The organism is Niveispirillum sp., assembly GCF_052437035.1.
GTDB lineage: Bacteria > Pseudomonadota > Alphaproteobacteria > Azospirillales > Azospirillaceae > Niveispirillum.
Genome location: NZ_JBQVOH010000006.1, coordinates 43,085 through 56,706, shown reverse-complemented (window position 1 = coordinate 56,706; position 13,622 = coordinate 43,085). Strand labels below are relative to the sequence as shown.

The following is a 13,622-nucleotide window of genomic DNA, read 5'->3' as shown; positions in this document are numbered from 1 at the left end:
CCAGAGGGGTGATCGCGGATCATGGCGGATGTGGCGGGTGAGGCGGGGCGTGTTCCCTGGCGCGGCTGGGTCAAGGGTGGGCTGACGGGGCTGGTCATCCTGGCTGTCGGCGCGCTGGCCTGGACGGCCTTGTCGCACCTGGCGGCGGAGATTTCGTATCAGGAGGTGGTTGACGCCCTGCGTGCCACGCCGGGATGGGCGCTGGGGGTGGCGCTGGCCGCCACTTGCGTCAGTTTCCTGGCCCTGACCTTCTATGACTGGACGGCGCTGCGCTATGTCGGGCGGCGGGTCCCTTATCCGGTGATCGGCCTCACCTCCTTCTGTGCCTATGCGGTGGGCAACACGGTCGGGTTCGGGCCGCTGACGGCGGGCGCCATCCGCTATCGGTTTTACACCCCGCACGGGCTGGAACCGGAGGAGGTGGCGCGGATCGTCGGGTTCGTTACCGCCACCTTCGGGCTGGGCGTGGCGGGGGTGACGGCGCTGGGCCTGTTTATTGCCGGCGATGTCACGGGCATGGGGATGCCCGGCTGGATCGGGCATGGGGTTGGGGCGGTCGGCCTCTGCCTGCTGGCGGCTCTGGTCGTGGCGTCGGGGCGGCATCAGGCGGTGACGATCGGCCGCTGGTCGGTGGAGCCGCCGGCGCCGCGCCTGCTGATCATCCAGTTTCTGGCGACCATCGTGGATATTGCGGCGGCGGGGACCGTGCTGTGGGTGCTGCTGCCGGCCAGTGCCGTTATCGACCTGCCATCCTTCATCGCCATCTATGCGGTCGCCATCGGGCTGGGCGTGTTGAGCCATGTGCCCGCCGGGCTGGGCGTGTTCGAGACGGTGGTGATGGCGGCGGTGGCGGGACGGGCCGATACCGAACAGGTGCTGGGCGCGCTGCTGCTGTACCGGGTGGTCTATCACGTCGTGCCGCTGTTGCTGGCGGGTGTTGCCGTGGCCTTGCTGGAGACGCGGCGGGTAGCGGTCATGCTGGCCGATACGCGCGTGGTGCGGGCCGGTCGCCGGCTGGCTCCGCCCGTGCTGGGGGCCTTGACCCTGCTGCTGGCCAGCATGCTGGTCTTTTCCGGGGTCACGCCCGCCGATGATGCGCGCCTTGACCTGTTGTCGGGCCTGCTGCCCCTGCCCCTGGTCGAGGGGGCGCATTTCCTGTCGTCGGTGCTGGGCCTGATGCTGTTCGTGGTGGCGCGGGGGGTGACATACCGGCTGGACGGGGCGTGGTGGGCGGCGGTGTCCATCGTCCTGGCGGCCATGGTGCTGGCGCTGGCCAAGGCGCTGGCCTTGACGGAGATGGTGCTGCTGGCGGTGCTGCTGGGCCTGCTGCTGCTGTCGCGGCGGGAGTTCACGCGCAAGGCCTCGCTGCTGCATTCGGCCCTGACGCGGCCCTGGCTGGTGGCGGTTGGCCTGCTGCTGATCGCGGCGCTGGCCGTGCTCTTCTTTGTCTATAAAAGCGTCGATTACACCCATGATCTGTGGTGGCAGTTCGAGTTTTCGGGCGAGGCGCCGCGGGGGTTGCGGGCCCTGCTGGGCGTGGCGCTGCTGGCGGGGCTGGGGGCCGGGTGGGCACTGCTGCGGCCCGCCGTGATGGCCGATCTTCCGGACCCGGACGAGGACGCGCTGGCCCGCGCGCTGGCCGTTGTGGATGCGCAGCGCCGACCGGGGGCGCAGCTGGCGCTGCTGGGCGACAAGAAGCTGCTTTTTTCCGAGAATGGTCAGGCCTTCATCATGTATGCCCGCCAGGGACGGTCCTGGATCGCCCTGTTCGATCCGGTGGGGCCTTCGGTGGAGTGGGCAACCCTGATCTGGCGGTTCGTGGAGATGGCGCGGGCGTCGGGCGGGCGGGCCGTGTTCTATCAGGTGGCCCCGGAAAACCTGGCGCTTTATGCCGATATGGGGCTGGTGGCCTTCAAGCTGGGGGAGGAGGCGCAGGTGGACCTCACTAGCTTTGATCTGAAAGGATCGAAGCGGGCCAATCTGCGCAATTCCGCCAACCGCTGTGAAAAGGCGGGCGTGCAGTTTGAGATGGTGCCGGCGGCGGGGGTTCCGGCCCTTCTGGATGAACTGCGCGCCGTGTCTGATGACTGGATGGCGGCGCATAATGTACGGGAGAAGCGGTTTTCCCTGGGGGCCTTCATTCCCGACTATATCGCGCTGCGGCCCGTCGCCGTGTTGCGCCGTGACGGGCAGGTGGTGGCCTTTGCCAGCCTGATGCTGACCGGGCAGGCGGAAGAGGCCAGCATCGATCTGATGCGGTTTTCCAGCAAGGCGCCGCCCGCCGTCATGGAATATCTGTTGATGCGCCTGATCCTGATGTTCAAGGAACAGGGATACAAGCGCTTCAACCTGGGCATGGCGCCGCTATCGGGCCTGTCGGCCAGTGCCGTGGGTCTGTGGCAGCAGGTGGGCCGGGCCGTCTATGAACGCGGGGACCGGTTCTATAATTTCAGCGGGTTGCGCACCTTCAAGTCCAAGTTCGGGCCGGAATGGGAAGCACGCTATATGGCGGTGCCGGGCGGGTTGAACCCCATGCTGGCCCTGGCCGATATTACCGTCCTGATTGCCGGCGGATTGCGGGGAGTGGTGGGGAAATGACGATGCGCGGCGTGATCATGGGCCTGCTGGTCGCGGGGCTGGCGGCGCTGACCGTGCCCGCCTGGTGGGTGCATCGTTACGATATCGCGCCTTCCTGGGTGCATCTGCCCGTGGATGGGCTGCTGGGACCCGTGCGGGTGATGCAGGCCATGGGGCGACAGGATGGGCCGGTGGTCATGCTGCTGTCCGGCCCGGAAGGATGGGACACGCGCAGCTTGCATCTGGCCCGCCGTCTGGTGCATGCGGGCACTGTCGTCATCGGCCTAGACCTGAAGGAGGTGACGGCGCGGGTGGCGGCGGCGGATGGGGAATGTGTGGACCCCAGCTGGGCCCTGCAAGATGTGGCCCATGCCGCGCAGCGGGGGCTGGGGCTGAAACGCTATCAGCTGCCGGTGCTGGCCGGGATCGGGGCGGGGGCGGATATGGCGGTGGCCATGGCCGGCACGGGCACGCCCGCCATCCTGGGGGGGGCGGTCGCCGTGGACGAGGCCAAGGGGCCGCTGCCCAAGCCGTTCTGCGCCAACCCGCAAGGGGCGCAGGTGCCGGTGGTGCGCCCCAGCGGCGGCGGTCGGCCGGGCGAAAGGCTGATCGCGGAAATGACGCGGCGGGCCGACGCGCAGGGGGCGGACGAACTGTCTGACCTGCCGCTGACCGAACTGCCGGCGGACGCCCGGCACGGGGTGCTGGCCATCGTCTATTCCGGGGATGGCGGCTGGCGCGATCTGGACAAGGATATCGCGGAATATCTGCAGGCCCAGGGCGTGCCCACGGTCGGTCTGGACATGCTGCGCTATTACTGGGCCTGGCGGTCGCCGGAAGACAGCGCCACCGACCTGTCCCGCCTTATCGCGCATTACCGCAAGTCATGGGGCGTGGAGAAGGTGGTGCTGATCGGATATTCGTTCGGCGCCGATGTCATGCCCGCCCTTTATAACCTGCTGCCGGCGGAGCAGCGGGACAGCGTGGTGCAGGTCTCCTTGTTGGCCCTGTCGGCCAAGGCCAATTTCGAGGTGACGGTGGGCGAGTTCCTGACCGCCAACAGCGAAAGCACCCAGCCGACCAAGCCCGATCTGGACCGCATTGCGCCCGGCAAACTGCAATGTTTTGAAGGGCGCGAGGATGCGGATGGGGCGTGCGAGATGCTGAACGGTACAGGCGTGGAGGTGGTGGCGACCGAGGGTGGCCATCATTTCGACGGGGATTATGAGGCGCTGGCGGCGCGGATATTGGCGGGGGTGGGGGTAAGGATGGGGGGTGGAGGCGAGGGGAAGTGATGCGCGTGTTGCCCTCACCCTCCCGTCGGCTGGCGCCGACGGGCCCCCCCCTCTCCCACGTTCGTGGGCGAGGGGAGAAATTTGGGAGGGTGAGGGGGCGACAGCCTTACGCCATCTCCATCATCTCGGTGCGGGCCGTGCTGTGCCCCGCTTCAAACCGTACGCGGTTGCGGCCCAGGCCCTTGGCGACATAAAGCGCGGCGTCGGCGCGGGAGAACAGGTCGGGCAGGCCACGGTCGCCGGGGGCCAGGGTGGTGGCGCCGATGCTGGCTGTGAAATGGGGTAGGCCTGCGCTGCGGTCGGCATCCAGCATGGCGCGCAGCTTCTCGGCCACCAGCAAAGCCCCCGCCTCACCGGCGCCGGGCAGCAGGATGGCGAATTCCTCGCCCCCTGTGCGGCCCACCATATCGCCCTGGCGCAGGGCCGTTTGGGCCAGTTCGGCGAAGCGGACCAGGACGGCGTCGCCGGTGGCGTGGCCATGTTGATCATTGATAGCTTTGAAATGGTCGAGATCGACCAGCAGGCAGGACAGTTCCGTGCCCTCGCGCCGGGCCTGGATCACCGCCGCTTCCCCGGTATCGACCAGGAAACGGCGGTTGGGCAGGCCCGTCAGGCTGTCGCGGCTGGCCAGATCGAACAGGCGACCGGCATAAAGCCGGATGCGCGTAACCATAGGGCGGAAGATGAAAACCGCCTCTGCCAGCAGGGTGGTCAGCAGGATGGCCAGCACCACCTTCTGTGCCTGACGCAGCCAATGGGTGCGGCCATTGGCTTCATTCTCAAAAATGGTCACGGCCCGGTCCAATGCGGGCAGCAGCGTATCGCGGGCAGCCAGGTGGAACTGCCGGAACGATGTCTCGTCGCCGGTTTCCGCAAACCGGTCGGCATCGTCCAGGAAGACGCGGACGCGCGCGTCCAGCGGGCTGGGGCCGGTGAAATAATGGGCGCTGGCATCGGGGGAGAGCGGGTTGGAGATGCCCAGATCATCACCATGCACCAGCGCATCCTGTGACCGGCGCATCAGGGCGATGGCGTCGCGCAGCGGCTGCCGCGCCGTCTCATCCCCCTGGTACAGGTCGTTACCTAGCAGGGAAATGCGCTGTGACAGCATGCGCTGCCGGCCCGCAACATTGATGATGGTGGCGGCGTCACGCTGTTCGGAAATGACATTGTCCAGCAGCAGATGCACGCCGCCCGACAGGATGGCGATCAACGTCAGGGCGATCACATAGGCGGCTGTCAGCCGGCCCACCACATTGCGATCACCTGCCACCTTTGTTCTCCTGCACCCATGAAACGATCAGTGTCAGGTAAACCCAGGATGGCAGCTTTCGAAACTGTGCAATGGCATAGGGTGACCGAAAGGACAGGCCGGGTCCATCACCGGATCAAGGTTGGATGACTGCACCGATCAAAGAATATATCCTATGGCGGATGTAAAAAGCCTGTGGTAGTGAGGGGCCTATTGTTGCCGTAAACGACCAACCAGAACAAAATCAGGCAGTGATCCATGTCCATCAGGAATTTTGCCGGGGGCGGCGTCTGCGCCCTGGCCTTGCTGTCCGCCCTGCCGGTGACGGCGCAGCAGAGCGACGATAACGTCGTGCGCAATGCCACCGATGCCTTCGGCCTGCGCGTCGGAACCGAATCCATCGGCCTTTATGATGCCGGCAATGTGCGCGGGTTCAGCCCGGACAGTGCCGGCAATGTCCGTCTGGCCGGCTTGTTCATCTCACAGCAGGGATCGCTGTCGGACCGGGTGGTGGATGCGACCAGCATCCGCGTGGGGTTGAACACTGTCGGTCTGCTGTTCCCCGCCCCGTCGGGCATTGCCGACCTGTCGCTGCGCAACCCGGACCGGACGGGGGCGGAGATGCGGGTGGGGATCGATCCCCGGACATCGCCCTTCATGGAGTTGGACACGGCCTATGTCGCGGCGGATGGGCGGTTCAAGCTGTCGGCGGGCGTGTCAGCGCGGCCCGATCAGAATGGCGCGTTCGGCGGGGATCAGCGATCCTGGTCCGCCGGCTTCGTCCCGCGCTGGCAGGTAACGGAGGATGTGTCGGTCACGGGCTTTGCCGACTGGGACCAGATGCATGACAGCGAGGTTGTGCCCAATTATCTGCCCGACGGCCCCTATCTGCCGCCGCGGGTGGACCAGAGCGTCGATCATACGCTGCCCTGGGCCGACTGGGCCTATGAGACAGAGAACCAGGGCGTGGTCGTTGATGCGGGACTGATGGACGGGCTGACGGCACGGGCAGGGCTGTTCCGGTCGGTGCATCGCCTACCCTATGACGCCTTTGCCTTGCTGTCGGTCGATCAGGACCGGCAGGGGCGGATGCTACATGTGCTGTTGCCGGCCACGCGGTATGCGGCATGGTCGGGTGAGGCGTCGGTCGCCTATGAATGGGTGGACGGCCAGACACAGCAGACAATCAGTCTGGCCGGGCGTGGCCTGTCCAAGCGCAGCCGCAAGGGCGGGGATGTCGAGGTGGATTACGGCCCCTGGGCCATGGACCGCCGGCCCGATGTGGCGGAGCCGGTGGTGCGGTTCGACCAGCCCCAGGACCGCAACGAGGTGAAGCAGCATACGCTGGGCCTGGCCTATAACCTGTCCTGGGACGGGCGGCTGGACCTGGGGGCCGGGGTACAGAAGGCCGATTATACCAAGATCGCGCGACCGGGCACGGGCGGGGAGGCGCGGGGCGGGTCCAAGCCCTGGCTCTATAATGCGGTCGCGGCCTGGCGGTTTGATAATGGCGTCATCGCCTATGCCAGCTATTCCAAGGGGTTAGAGGAAAGCGGATCGGCGCCCATCACGGCGGTGAACCGCAATGCGGTACTGCCGGCGGTGAAGACGACGCAGCGGGAGGCGGGGGTGCGTACCGCTGTCGGGCCGCTGACGCTGACCAGTTCGGTGTTCGATGTGCGCCGGCCCTATGACGGGATGGATGCCGGTGACCGCTATGGCTTCCTGGGTGAGGTGCGACACCGGGGTGTGGAGGCATCGCTGTCGGGGGAGCCAGTGGAGGGGCTGTCGGTGGTGCTGGGCGCTGTCCTGCTGGACCCGAAGGTGCGAGGGGACGAGGTGGAACGGGGCCTGATCGGGCGGCGGCCCGTCGGGCAAAGCCGGATGCAGTGGCAGGCCAGCCTCGATTATGCGCCGGGCATCGTGGAGGGGCTGTCTGTCGACATGACCGTGGATCACAGCGCCAAAACGACGGCGCGCGGCGACAATCTGGCCGATGCGCCGGCCTATACATTGGTCGATGCCGGCCTGCGCCAGGAATTCGGCCTGTGGGGGCAGGAGGCCAGCCTGCGCGCCCAGGTGCAGAACCTGTTCGATTCGCAGGGGTTCTTTGTCGAGGGTGATGGGGAATATGAGCCGATGGTAGGGCGGACCTGGCGCCTGTCGCTGACCGTCAGGATGTGAGGGTTGGCGACCGGTTGATAACAAAGAATGCGCAATCCATGTTATGCTGTGATGATCAGCGCCAGGGAGGGCAGCATGAATGTGTCGATCGGTCGCCGGTGGGAGACGTTTGTGGATGATGCCGTGAAAAGCGGCCGCTATGGCTCCGCCAGCGAGGTTATCCGCGAGGGGCTGCGTCTGGTGGAGGAGCGCGAGGCGCGGTTGCAGGCGCTGCGCGATACGTTGAATGCATCGGTTGAGCGGGGCGGGGCCGTCGATGATGATGCGTTGACCGCGATCCTGGATGCCGAAGAGGCAAAGTTACAGCAGGCGGGCTATTGATGCGGCGGCTCAGCTTTCTCGCCAATGCTGTTGCCGACCTGACTACGATTTTCAGTTATATCAGCCAGGAAAGCGGCAGTCGCACCACAGCCCGCAATTTCGTTGAGGCACTCCGCGACCATTGCCGCAAACTGGCCCGGCTGCCCGGTACCTTGGGTCGGCCCCGTCCGGAACTGCGCGCGGGCATGCGGTCATCGCCGTTTCGGGGATATGTGGTGTTTTTTCAGTATGTTGAGGATCGGTTGGAGGTGATCAACATCCTGGAGGCGCACCGAGATGTTGAGACCTATTACGAAGAACCATGATCGGACACCCGTAAGAAACCCAGCACCGCCGCATTGAACCCGACCGGGTCCACGACATTCACGGCATGGCCGCCGAAATCAGTCAGGTGCAGCTGTGCGTTGGGAAGGCCGTTGGCCAGACGCAGGGAGCGGCTGTAGGGGACCAGCAGGTCATCCTTGGTGGCGATGACAAGGCAGGGGTGGGGGATGGACCACAACTTTGCATCGATATCAAAGCCGCGAAGGGCGGCGATGCGGCGGCGAATGTTGTCGGCACCCTGGAAATGCGCGATGGCGTGCGCTTCCTCCGCATCCATACGGTCAGCATTGTCGGCCATCCAGATGGCGGGATAGAGGAACAGGGGCTGTGCCTTCACGAACATCGGCACGCCGGATTTTTCCAGCAGTTCCAGGCGCACATCGAAGCAGCGGCCGGAATGGGGGTCGGCCTTGCTCCAGGCATTGATCAGCACCAGCTTTTCCAGGCGATCCGGCGCGCGCAGGGCCAGATCCAGCCCGATCAGGCCGCCCAGCGCGTGGCCCATCAGGCTGAAGTGTGGCACGTCCAGGCGGTCGGCGATGTCCAGCACATCATCGGCCATGGCAGTGATCCCGCCATTCTCGGGAACCGTCCCGCCCGTGCGCCCCGTGCCGCGATGGTCATAGGTGATGACGCGGAAATACGGGGTGAGGGCGGGGAGTTGGGCGACCCAATAGGCACTGGACCCGCCCAGGCCTGACGACAAGATCAGGACCGGGGCGTCCCTGTCGCCCCGGCCATGGGTTTCCACATGCATCACTTTTTCCCGATATGGGCGACGGTGGCGATTTCCACCAGCGCGTCGGGCTTTACCAGACCACATTGGACGCAATAGCGGGCGGGCTTGTCGCCCGGAAAGTACTCAGCATAGACCTTGTTCACGGCCTGGTAATTGGCCCAGTCGGTGATGAAGATGTGGTTCATGGTCACATCCTCCATGGTTCCGCCCGCCGTTTCGATCACCGACTTGATGGTCTCCAGCACATGGCGGGTCTGGGCGCCGGCATCGCCGACATGGACCACGTCATTATTCTTGTCGAACGGCAGGGTGCCGGAGACATAGACGACGCCATCGGCCAGCGTGCCCGGCGAATAGGGGGCGATGGGCTTTTGCGTGCCTTCGGGAACGATGATCTGCTTGGGCATGGTTTGCTGCTCCTGTTTGTTGGTGTGTTATTCGGACAGGGGGGCGGCCTGGGAGATGGTGCCGCAGAAATCATCGACAGTGGCGACCCAGCCGAAGAATTTCTCGACATTATAGACGGTCGCCTTCTGGATGAAGTCAGGCCCCAAATGATGGGTCGCGTCCTCCAGCATCACCCCGAAATATTCCAGGTGGAAGGCATCGCGCAGCGAGCTTTCCACGCAGACATTGGTGGCGATGCCGACAAAGACCAGATTGCGGATGCCGCGTGCCCGAAGGACGCTGTCGACATTGGTGTTGAAAAAGCCGCTATAGCGGGTCTTGGGGATCAGGATATCGCCCTTCTGCGGCTGCAACTCCTCCACAATCGCGTAATCCCAGGTGCCTTTGGCCAGCAACTGGCCCTGGAGTTCGGGCCTTGCCCGCATGGTTTTCAGGGCGTTGGATTTGTGCCAGTTGGGGGAGCCGGGTCCCCCCGCCTCCACATAGTCCGGGTCCCAGCCGTTTTGGAAATAGACGACCAGGACGCCCGCCGCGCGAGCGGCATCCAGCGTGCGCTTGATATTGGCGATGGTGCCGCGCGCGCCGGAAATGTCGAACCCGGCCAGATCGACATAGCCGCCGGGCGTGGAATAGGCATTCTGCATATCCACGACGATGACGGCGGTTTCCGCCGGGTTCAGGCGGATCGGTTCCGGGCGGGCGGGCAGGGTGACGGATTGTGCGCGGGGTTTGGGTGGTTCGTAGCCGGCGCTGCTCATGCCGGCCCCTTGATATGCTGACGGCATTTCATCAGGGGCTGGATGCGGGTACCGAAATCTTCCACCCCCTTCACGAAATCATCAAAGGTCAGCAGCACGCCACCCGTGCCGGGGACCGTCGGCACCTCGTCCAGCATGCGGGCCACGGTTTCATAGGACCCGACCAGCGTGCCCATGTTGATGTTTACGGCGGAGACGGGGTCGGCCATCTGGCGGACATTGGTGTCGGACCCGGATTTGGTGTCGGCGGCCCCCTGTACGCCCAGCCAGGATATCGCCTCCTGATCGGCGCCTTCCTTGTAATGCTCCCACTTGGCCCGCGCCGCCTCGTCCGTCTCATCCGCGATGATCATGAACAGGACGTAGGAGGAGACGTCGCGCCCCGTCTTTTCCGCGGCCACCCGCATTCGGTCCACGGTGGGGGCGAAGGCGGTAGGCGTGTTCACCCCCATGCCGAAGCAGAAATTATAGTCGGCATATTGCGCGGAAAAGGCCATGCCAGCATTGGACGACCCGGCACAGATCAGCTTCACATCGGCCTGCGGACGCGGCGACAGGCGGCAATCATCCATCTGGAAATATTTGCCCTTCAGGTCGCTACGGCCATTGGCCCACAGCTCGCGCAGGATGGTGGCATATTCGGCCAGATAGTCGTAGCGGTTGGCAAAATGCTCGTCCCCCGGCCACAAACCCATCTGTGAATATTCTGGCCGCTGCCAACCGGTGACGAGGTTCACGCCGAAGCGCCCGCCGGAGATGCTGTCGATGGTGGATGCCATGCGGGCCACGATGGCGGGCGGCATGACGAGGGTCGCGGCGGTGGCGTAGATCTTGATGCGGCTGGTCACGGCGGCCAGACCCGACATCAGGGTGAAACTTTCCAGATTATGGTCCCAGAATTCGGTCTTGCCGCCGAAGCCGCGCAGCTTGATCATCGACAGCACGAAATCCAGACCGTGCTTTTCCGCCGATTGGGTGATCTGTTTGTTCAGATCGAAGCTGGGCTTGTATTGCGGTGCGTTCTCCGACAGCAGCCAGCCATTATTCCCGATGGGAATGAATATACCGATCTCCATCCTGCCTCCCCTGAAAGTGACCTTGGGTCGAAACGTGGGAAAGCCGATCAGCTTCGAGGTTCCGTGCCAAGGGCGTGTGAACGGCGGAAATCAAGGCAAAGCCCGGTCGTGGCGCGTGACCGGTCTGGGGAGATGCTACGCCTGTTGCGGCAAGGGTGCCAGGAAAAGCGGCAAGTGGCGGGAAATTGGGCGGGTGGTTTGGGGCGGTGTCAGAGTAAAACCGAAACGCTGTTTCCTTCGTCATCCCGGCGAAAGCCGGGACCAAGGGGCCAGAGGAATAGCCGTTTAGGTCGCCGTTATCGCCGCCGCCGATAGATTGGGCACTTGGCCCCTGGGTCCCGGCTTTCGCCGGGATGACGAGATGGGATGAGATGACCTAACCGAAAACAGCTCAATCCTCCCACTTCACCGCCAGTTTCTGGAAAATATCCACCAGTCCCGGCTCGCTGATCACCATGGCGGCTTCGGCGGGGGGGAACCAGCGGCGGTCGCGTTGGGTGCGTTCGGGCCAGTCGGGGAGTTCGGTGGACACTTCCAGGGGGAAGACCGATACGTCGCAGGTGATGGTGCTGCCATCGTCCAGCCGCTTGTCATAGCGGTATTCGCCCACGGCCTTCTTCTTCACCTTGCCGCGCACGCCCGCTTCCTCGAACGCTTCGATGGCCGCCATCTCATGCGGTTCGACATTCTTCTTCGACCAGCCCTTGGGGATGATCCACCGCCGCGTCTCACGCGAGGTGACCAGAAGAATCTGCGGGCCGGTTTCGGTCATGCGGAACGGCAGGGCCGCATGCTGGACTGTGTTTTTACGATCACCCATTTATTGCTTCTACACCCTGAACGAACTGCCTGAATAGCTATCCGTTCTTAGTGCGACGGATAATCACCCAGTATCTTGGCTCAACATGACCGTTTTGTGACATTAACATTACAGAGACGGGCCATTCAATGCTACATGGGGGCCAGACTGCGGCGTGAAGGCCGGCAGTGCCCCTGCGATTGCGTTATCGGGATAGAAGATGCTGAGCCTGTTCCGGGCCATGATGCCCCGCGAAGAACGGTTTTTCGACCATTTCACCGACCATGCCCGTCTGATTCTCGTCGCCGCCGAGGCGCTGCGTGATCTGGTCAAGAATGGTGACCAGCTGGAGATGCGGTTCCAGCGTATCCATCAGGCGGAGAACGATGCCGATAAGATCACCAAGGAGATCCAGGCGGCTGTCCACCGTTCCTTCATCGTGCCCTTCGACCGGTCCGACATCCAGGATCTGGCCAAGCGCATGGACGACATCATCGACCTGATCCAGGACGTGGCCCGGCACATGACGGAAGCCGGCCCGATGGAATATACGGCCGAGATGCATGCGCTTTCCGACCTGATCGTGCGCTGTGCCGCCATCCTGCCGGAATGCCTGCCCAAGCTGCGCGACATTCCCCGCCATGTCGCGGAAATGACCCGCATGACGCGCGAGATTTCCGAACTGGAGAGCGACAGCGACAAGATCCTGCGCGCCGCCAAGGCCCGCCTGCGTCAGGAAAGCGGCGGTCTGGATGCCCCCATCACCTATCGCCAGGCGCTGATCCGCGAGATCCTGGAACTGATGGAAGCCGTGCTGGACGCGGGCGAGGATGTCGCCGACATCGTCGACAGCATCATCGTCGATAATGTCTGATCGGCGCCTCCCATGGAACTGATCTCCCTGCCGATCCTGATCGGCCTGATCGCCCTGGCGCTGGCCTTCGATTTTTTGAACGGCCTGCATGATGCGGCCAATTCCATCGCGACGGTGGTCTCGACGCGCGTGCTGTCGCCGCGCAACGCCGTCATCATGGCGGCCTTCTTCAACTTCATCGCCTTCATCTTTTTCGGCACGCATGTGGCCAACACCATCGGCAAGGGCATTGTCGATGCCAGCATCATTGATGCCTCGGTGATCTTCGCGGCCCTGATGGGCGCCATCATCTGGAACATCGTCACCTGGCTGGGCGGCATCCCTTCCTCCTCCTCCCACGCGCTGGTGGGCGGTCTGGTCGGGGCGGGCGTCGCCAAGGCAGGGTTCGGGGTGGTCGGTTCGGGCCTGATCAAGACGGCAGTGGCCATCGTGATTTCGCCCACCGTCGGCTTCGTGCTGGCCATCACCCTGATGATCATCGTCTCCTGGATATTCCGCCGCTTCTCCCCGTTCAAGGTGGATAAGGTATTCCGCAGCGTGCAGATCGTCTCGGCCTCGCTCTACAGCCTGGGCCATGGCGGCAATGACGCGCAGAAGACCATGGGCATCATCGCCGTGCTGCTGTTCAGCCAGGGCTATATGCCTGACGGGTTCCATGTGCCGTTCTGGGTGGTCATCTCCTGCCAGTTCTGCATGGGGCTGGGCACGCTGTTCGGCGGCTGGAAGATCGTGAAGACCATGGGGTCGCGCCTGACGGAACTGAAGCCCGTCCATGGCAGCTGTGCCGAGACGGCGGGCGCCATCACCCTGTTCACGGCCACATATCTGGGCGTTCCCGTCTCCACCACCCATACTATCACCGGCGCCATCGTCGGCGTCGGGTCGGCACAGCGGGCCTCGTCCGTGCGCTGGGGTCTGGCGCAGGGCATTCTGGTGGCCTGGGTCCTGACCATGCCGGCCGCCGCCGCCGTGGGCGCTGGCTTCTACTGGTTGACGCGGGTGTTTTAAGCGGGTC

13 protein-coding genes are annotated in these 13,622 nt (G+C 64.4%); 7 read left to right on the top strand and 6 right to left on the bottom strand.

Annotated features, from left to right (window positions below; all coding sequences use genetic code 11):
- Nucleotides 1-21 precede the first annotated feature (21 nt).
- Nucleotides 22-2,598: a bifunctional lysylphosphatidylglycerol flippase/synthetase MprF gene (gene mprF, locus ACT6Q8_RS15845; RefSeq protein ID WP_444732948.1), complete on the top strand. Its 2,577-nt coding sequence runs from the start codon at nt 22-24 to the stop codon at nt 2,596-2,598.
- Nucleotides 2,595-3,872 (top strand): virulence factor family protein, encoded by a 1,278-nt coding sequence (locus ACT6Q8_RS15840; RefSeq protein ID WP_444732947.1) that lies wholly within the window; start codon nt 2,595-2,597, stop codon nt 3,870-3,872. The genes mprF and ACT6Q8_RS15840 overlap by 4 nt, the downstream gene beginning before the upstream one ends.
- Before the next feature lie 106 nt (nt 3,873-3,978).
- Here ACT6Q8_RS15840 and ACT6Q8_RS15835 read toward each other — a convergent pair whose 3' ends face one another.
- Nucleotides 3,979-5,145: a diguanylate cyclase gene (locus ACT6Q8_RS15835; RefSeq protein WP_444732946.1), complete on the bottom strand. Its 1,167-nt coding sequence runs from the start codon at nt 5,143-5,145 to the stop codon at nt 3,979-3,981.
- Between the two features lie 237 nt (nt 5,146-5,382).
- Here ACT6Q8_RS15835 and ACT6Q8_RS15830 point away from each other — a divergent pair, with 237 nt between their 5' ends.
- The 3 genes from ACT6Q8_RS15830 (at nt 5,383) to ACT6Q8_RS15820 (ending at nt 7,934) form a co-directional block, all read left to right on the top strand.
- Nucleotides 5,383-7,308 carry a TonB-dependent receptor domain-containing protein gene (locus ACT6Q8_RS15830; protein WP_444732945.1) on the top strand — a complete coding sequence of 642 codons (1,926 nt, stop codon included), beginning with the start codon at nt 5,383-5,385 and terminating at the stop codon, nt 7,306-7,308.
- Nucleotides 7,309-7,383: 75 nt separating this feature from the next.
- The gene (locus ACT6Q8_RS15825) at nt 7,384-7,629 is read left to right on the top strand and encodes a type II toxin-antitoxin system ParD family antitoxin (protein WP_054168431.1); all 246 of its coding nucleotides are present in this window, start codon (nt 7,384-7,386) and stop codon (nt 7,627-7,629) included.
- Complete coding sequence (locus tag ACT6Q8_RS15820) at nt 7,629-7,934, top strand: type II toxin-antitoxin system RelE/ParE family toxin (protein WP_444732944.1); 306 nt, start codon at nt 7,629-7,631, stop codon at nt 7,932-7,934. Before ACT6Q8_RS15825 ends, ACT6Q8_RS15820 begins: the two co-directional genes overlap by 1 nt.
- Here ACT6Q8_RS15820 and rutD read toward each other — a convergent pair.
- The 5 genes from rutD to ACT6Q8_RS15795 form a co-directional block, all read right to left on the bottom strand.
- Entirely contained in the window at nt 7,919-8,710 is a 792-nt protein-coding gene (gene rutD, locus ACT6Q8_RS15815; protein WP_444732943.1) for a pyrimidine utilization protein D, read from the bottom strand. The genes ACT6Q8_RS15820 and rutD overlap by 16 nt on opposite strands.
- Complete coding sequence (rutC, locus tag ACT6Q8_RS15810) at nt 8,710-9,099, bottom strand: pyrimidine utilization protein C (protein WP_444732942.1); 390 nt, start codon at nt 9,097-9,099, stop codon at nt 8,710-8,712. Before rutC ends, rutD begins: the two co-directional genes overlap by 1 nt.
- Before the next feature lie 27 nt (nt 9,100-9,126).
- Complete coding sequence (rutB, locus tag ACT6Q8_RS15805; RefSeq protein ID WP_054168423.1) at nt 9,127-9,858, bottom strand: pyrimidine utilization protein B; 732 nt, start codon at nt 9,856-9,858, stop codon at nt 9,127-9,129.
- Nucleotides 9,855-10,934, bottom strand: coding sequence for a pyrimidine utilization protein A (gene rutA, locus ACT6Q8_RS15800; RefSeq protein WP_054168422.1), 1,080 nt, complete (start codon nt 10,932-10,934; stop codon nt 9,855-9,857). The genes rutB and rutA overlap by 4 nt, the downstream gene beginning before the upstream one ends.
- Before the next feature lie 391 nt (nt 10,935-11,325).
- Nucleotides 11,326-11,754 carry an NUDIX hydrolase gene (locus tag ACT6Q8_RS15795; protein ID WP_054168421.1) on the bottom strand — a complete coding sequence of 143 codons (429 nt, stop codon included), beginning with the start codon at nt 11,752-11,754 and terminating at the stop codon, nt 11,326-11,328.
- A gap of 199 nt (nt 11,755-11,953) precedes the next feature.
- On the opposite strand from ACT6Q8_RS15795, the gene ACT6Q8_RS15790 reads away from it, so the two are divergent.
- Complete coding sequence (locus ACT6Q8_RS15790) at nt 11,954-12,607, top strand: DUF47 domain-containing protein (RefSeq protein ID WP_054168420.1); 654 nt, start codon at nt 11,954-11,956, stop codon at nt 12,605-12,607.
- A 12-nt stretch (nt 12,608-12,619) separates the two neighbouring features.
- The gene (locus ACT6Q8_RS15785) at nt 12,620-13,615 is read left to right on the top strand and encodes an inorganic phosphate transporter (RefSeq protein WP_054168419.1); all 996 of its coding nucleotides are present in this window, start codon (nt 12,620-12,622) and stop codon (nt 13,613-13,615) included.
- Nucleotides 13,616-13,622: the final 7 nt, after the last annotated feature.

What these genes read in the sequence shown, in the direction of transcription:
- mprF (WP_444732948.1), top strand. Translation starts at nt 22, where the DNA reads ATGGCGGATGTGGCGGGTGAGGCGGGGCGTGTTCCCTGGCGCGGCTGG.
- ACT6Q8_RS15840 (WP_444732947.1), top strand. Translation starts at nt 2,595, where the DNA reads ATGACGATGCGCGGCGTGATCATGGGCCTGCTGGTCGCGGGGCTGGCG.
- ACT6Q8_RS15830 (WP_444732945.1), top strand. Translation starts at nt 5,383, where the DNA reads ATGTCCATCAGGAATTTTGCCGGGGGCGGCGTCTGCGCCCTGGCCTTG.
- ACT6Q8_RS15825 (WP_054168431.1), top strand. Translation starts at nt 7,384, where the DNA reads ATGAATGTGTCGATCGGTCGCCGGTGGGAGACGTTTGTGGATGATGCC.
- ACT6Q8_RS15820 (WP_444732944.1), top strand. Translation starts at nt 7,629, where the DNA reads ATGCGGCGGCTCAGCTTTCTCGCCAATGCTGTTGCCGACCTGACTACG.
- rutD (WP_444732943.1), bottom strand. Translation starts at nt 8,710, where the DNA reads ATGCATGTGGAAACCCATGGCCGGGGCGACAGGGACGCCCCGGTCCTG.
- rutC (WP_444732942.1), bottom strand. Translation starts at nt 9,099, where the DNA reads ATGCCCAAGCAGATCATCGTTCCCGAAGGCACGCAAAAGCCCATCGCC.
- rutB (WP_054168423.1), bottom strand. Translation starts at nt 9,858, where the DNA reads ATGAGCAGCGCCGGCTACGAACCACCCAAACCCCGCGCACAATCCGTC.
- rutA (WP_054168422.1), bottom strand. Translation starts at nt 10,934, where the DNA reads ATGGAGATCGGTATATTCATTCCCATCGGGAATAATGGCTGGCTGCTG.
- ACT6Q8_RS15795 (WP_054168421.1), bottom strand. Translation starts at nt 11,754, where the DNA reads ATGGGTGATCGTAAAAACACAGTCCAGCATGCGGCCCTGCCGTTCCGC.
- ACT6Q8_RS15790 (WP_054168420.1), top strand. Translation starts at nt 11,954, where the DNA reads ATGCTGAGCCTGTTCCGGGCCATGATGCCCCGCGAAGAACGGTTTTTC.
- ACT6Q8_RS15785 (WP_054168419.1), top strand. Translation starts at nt 12,620, where the DNA reads ATGGAACTGATCTCCCTGCCGATCCTGATCGGCCTGATCGCCCTGGCG.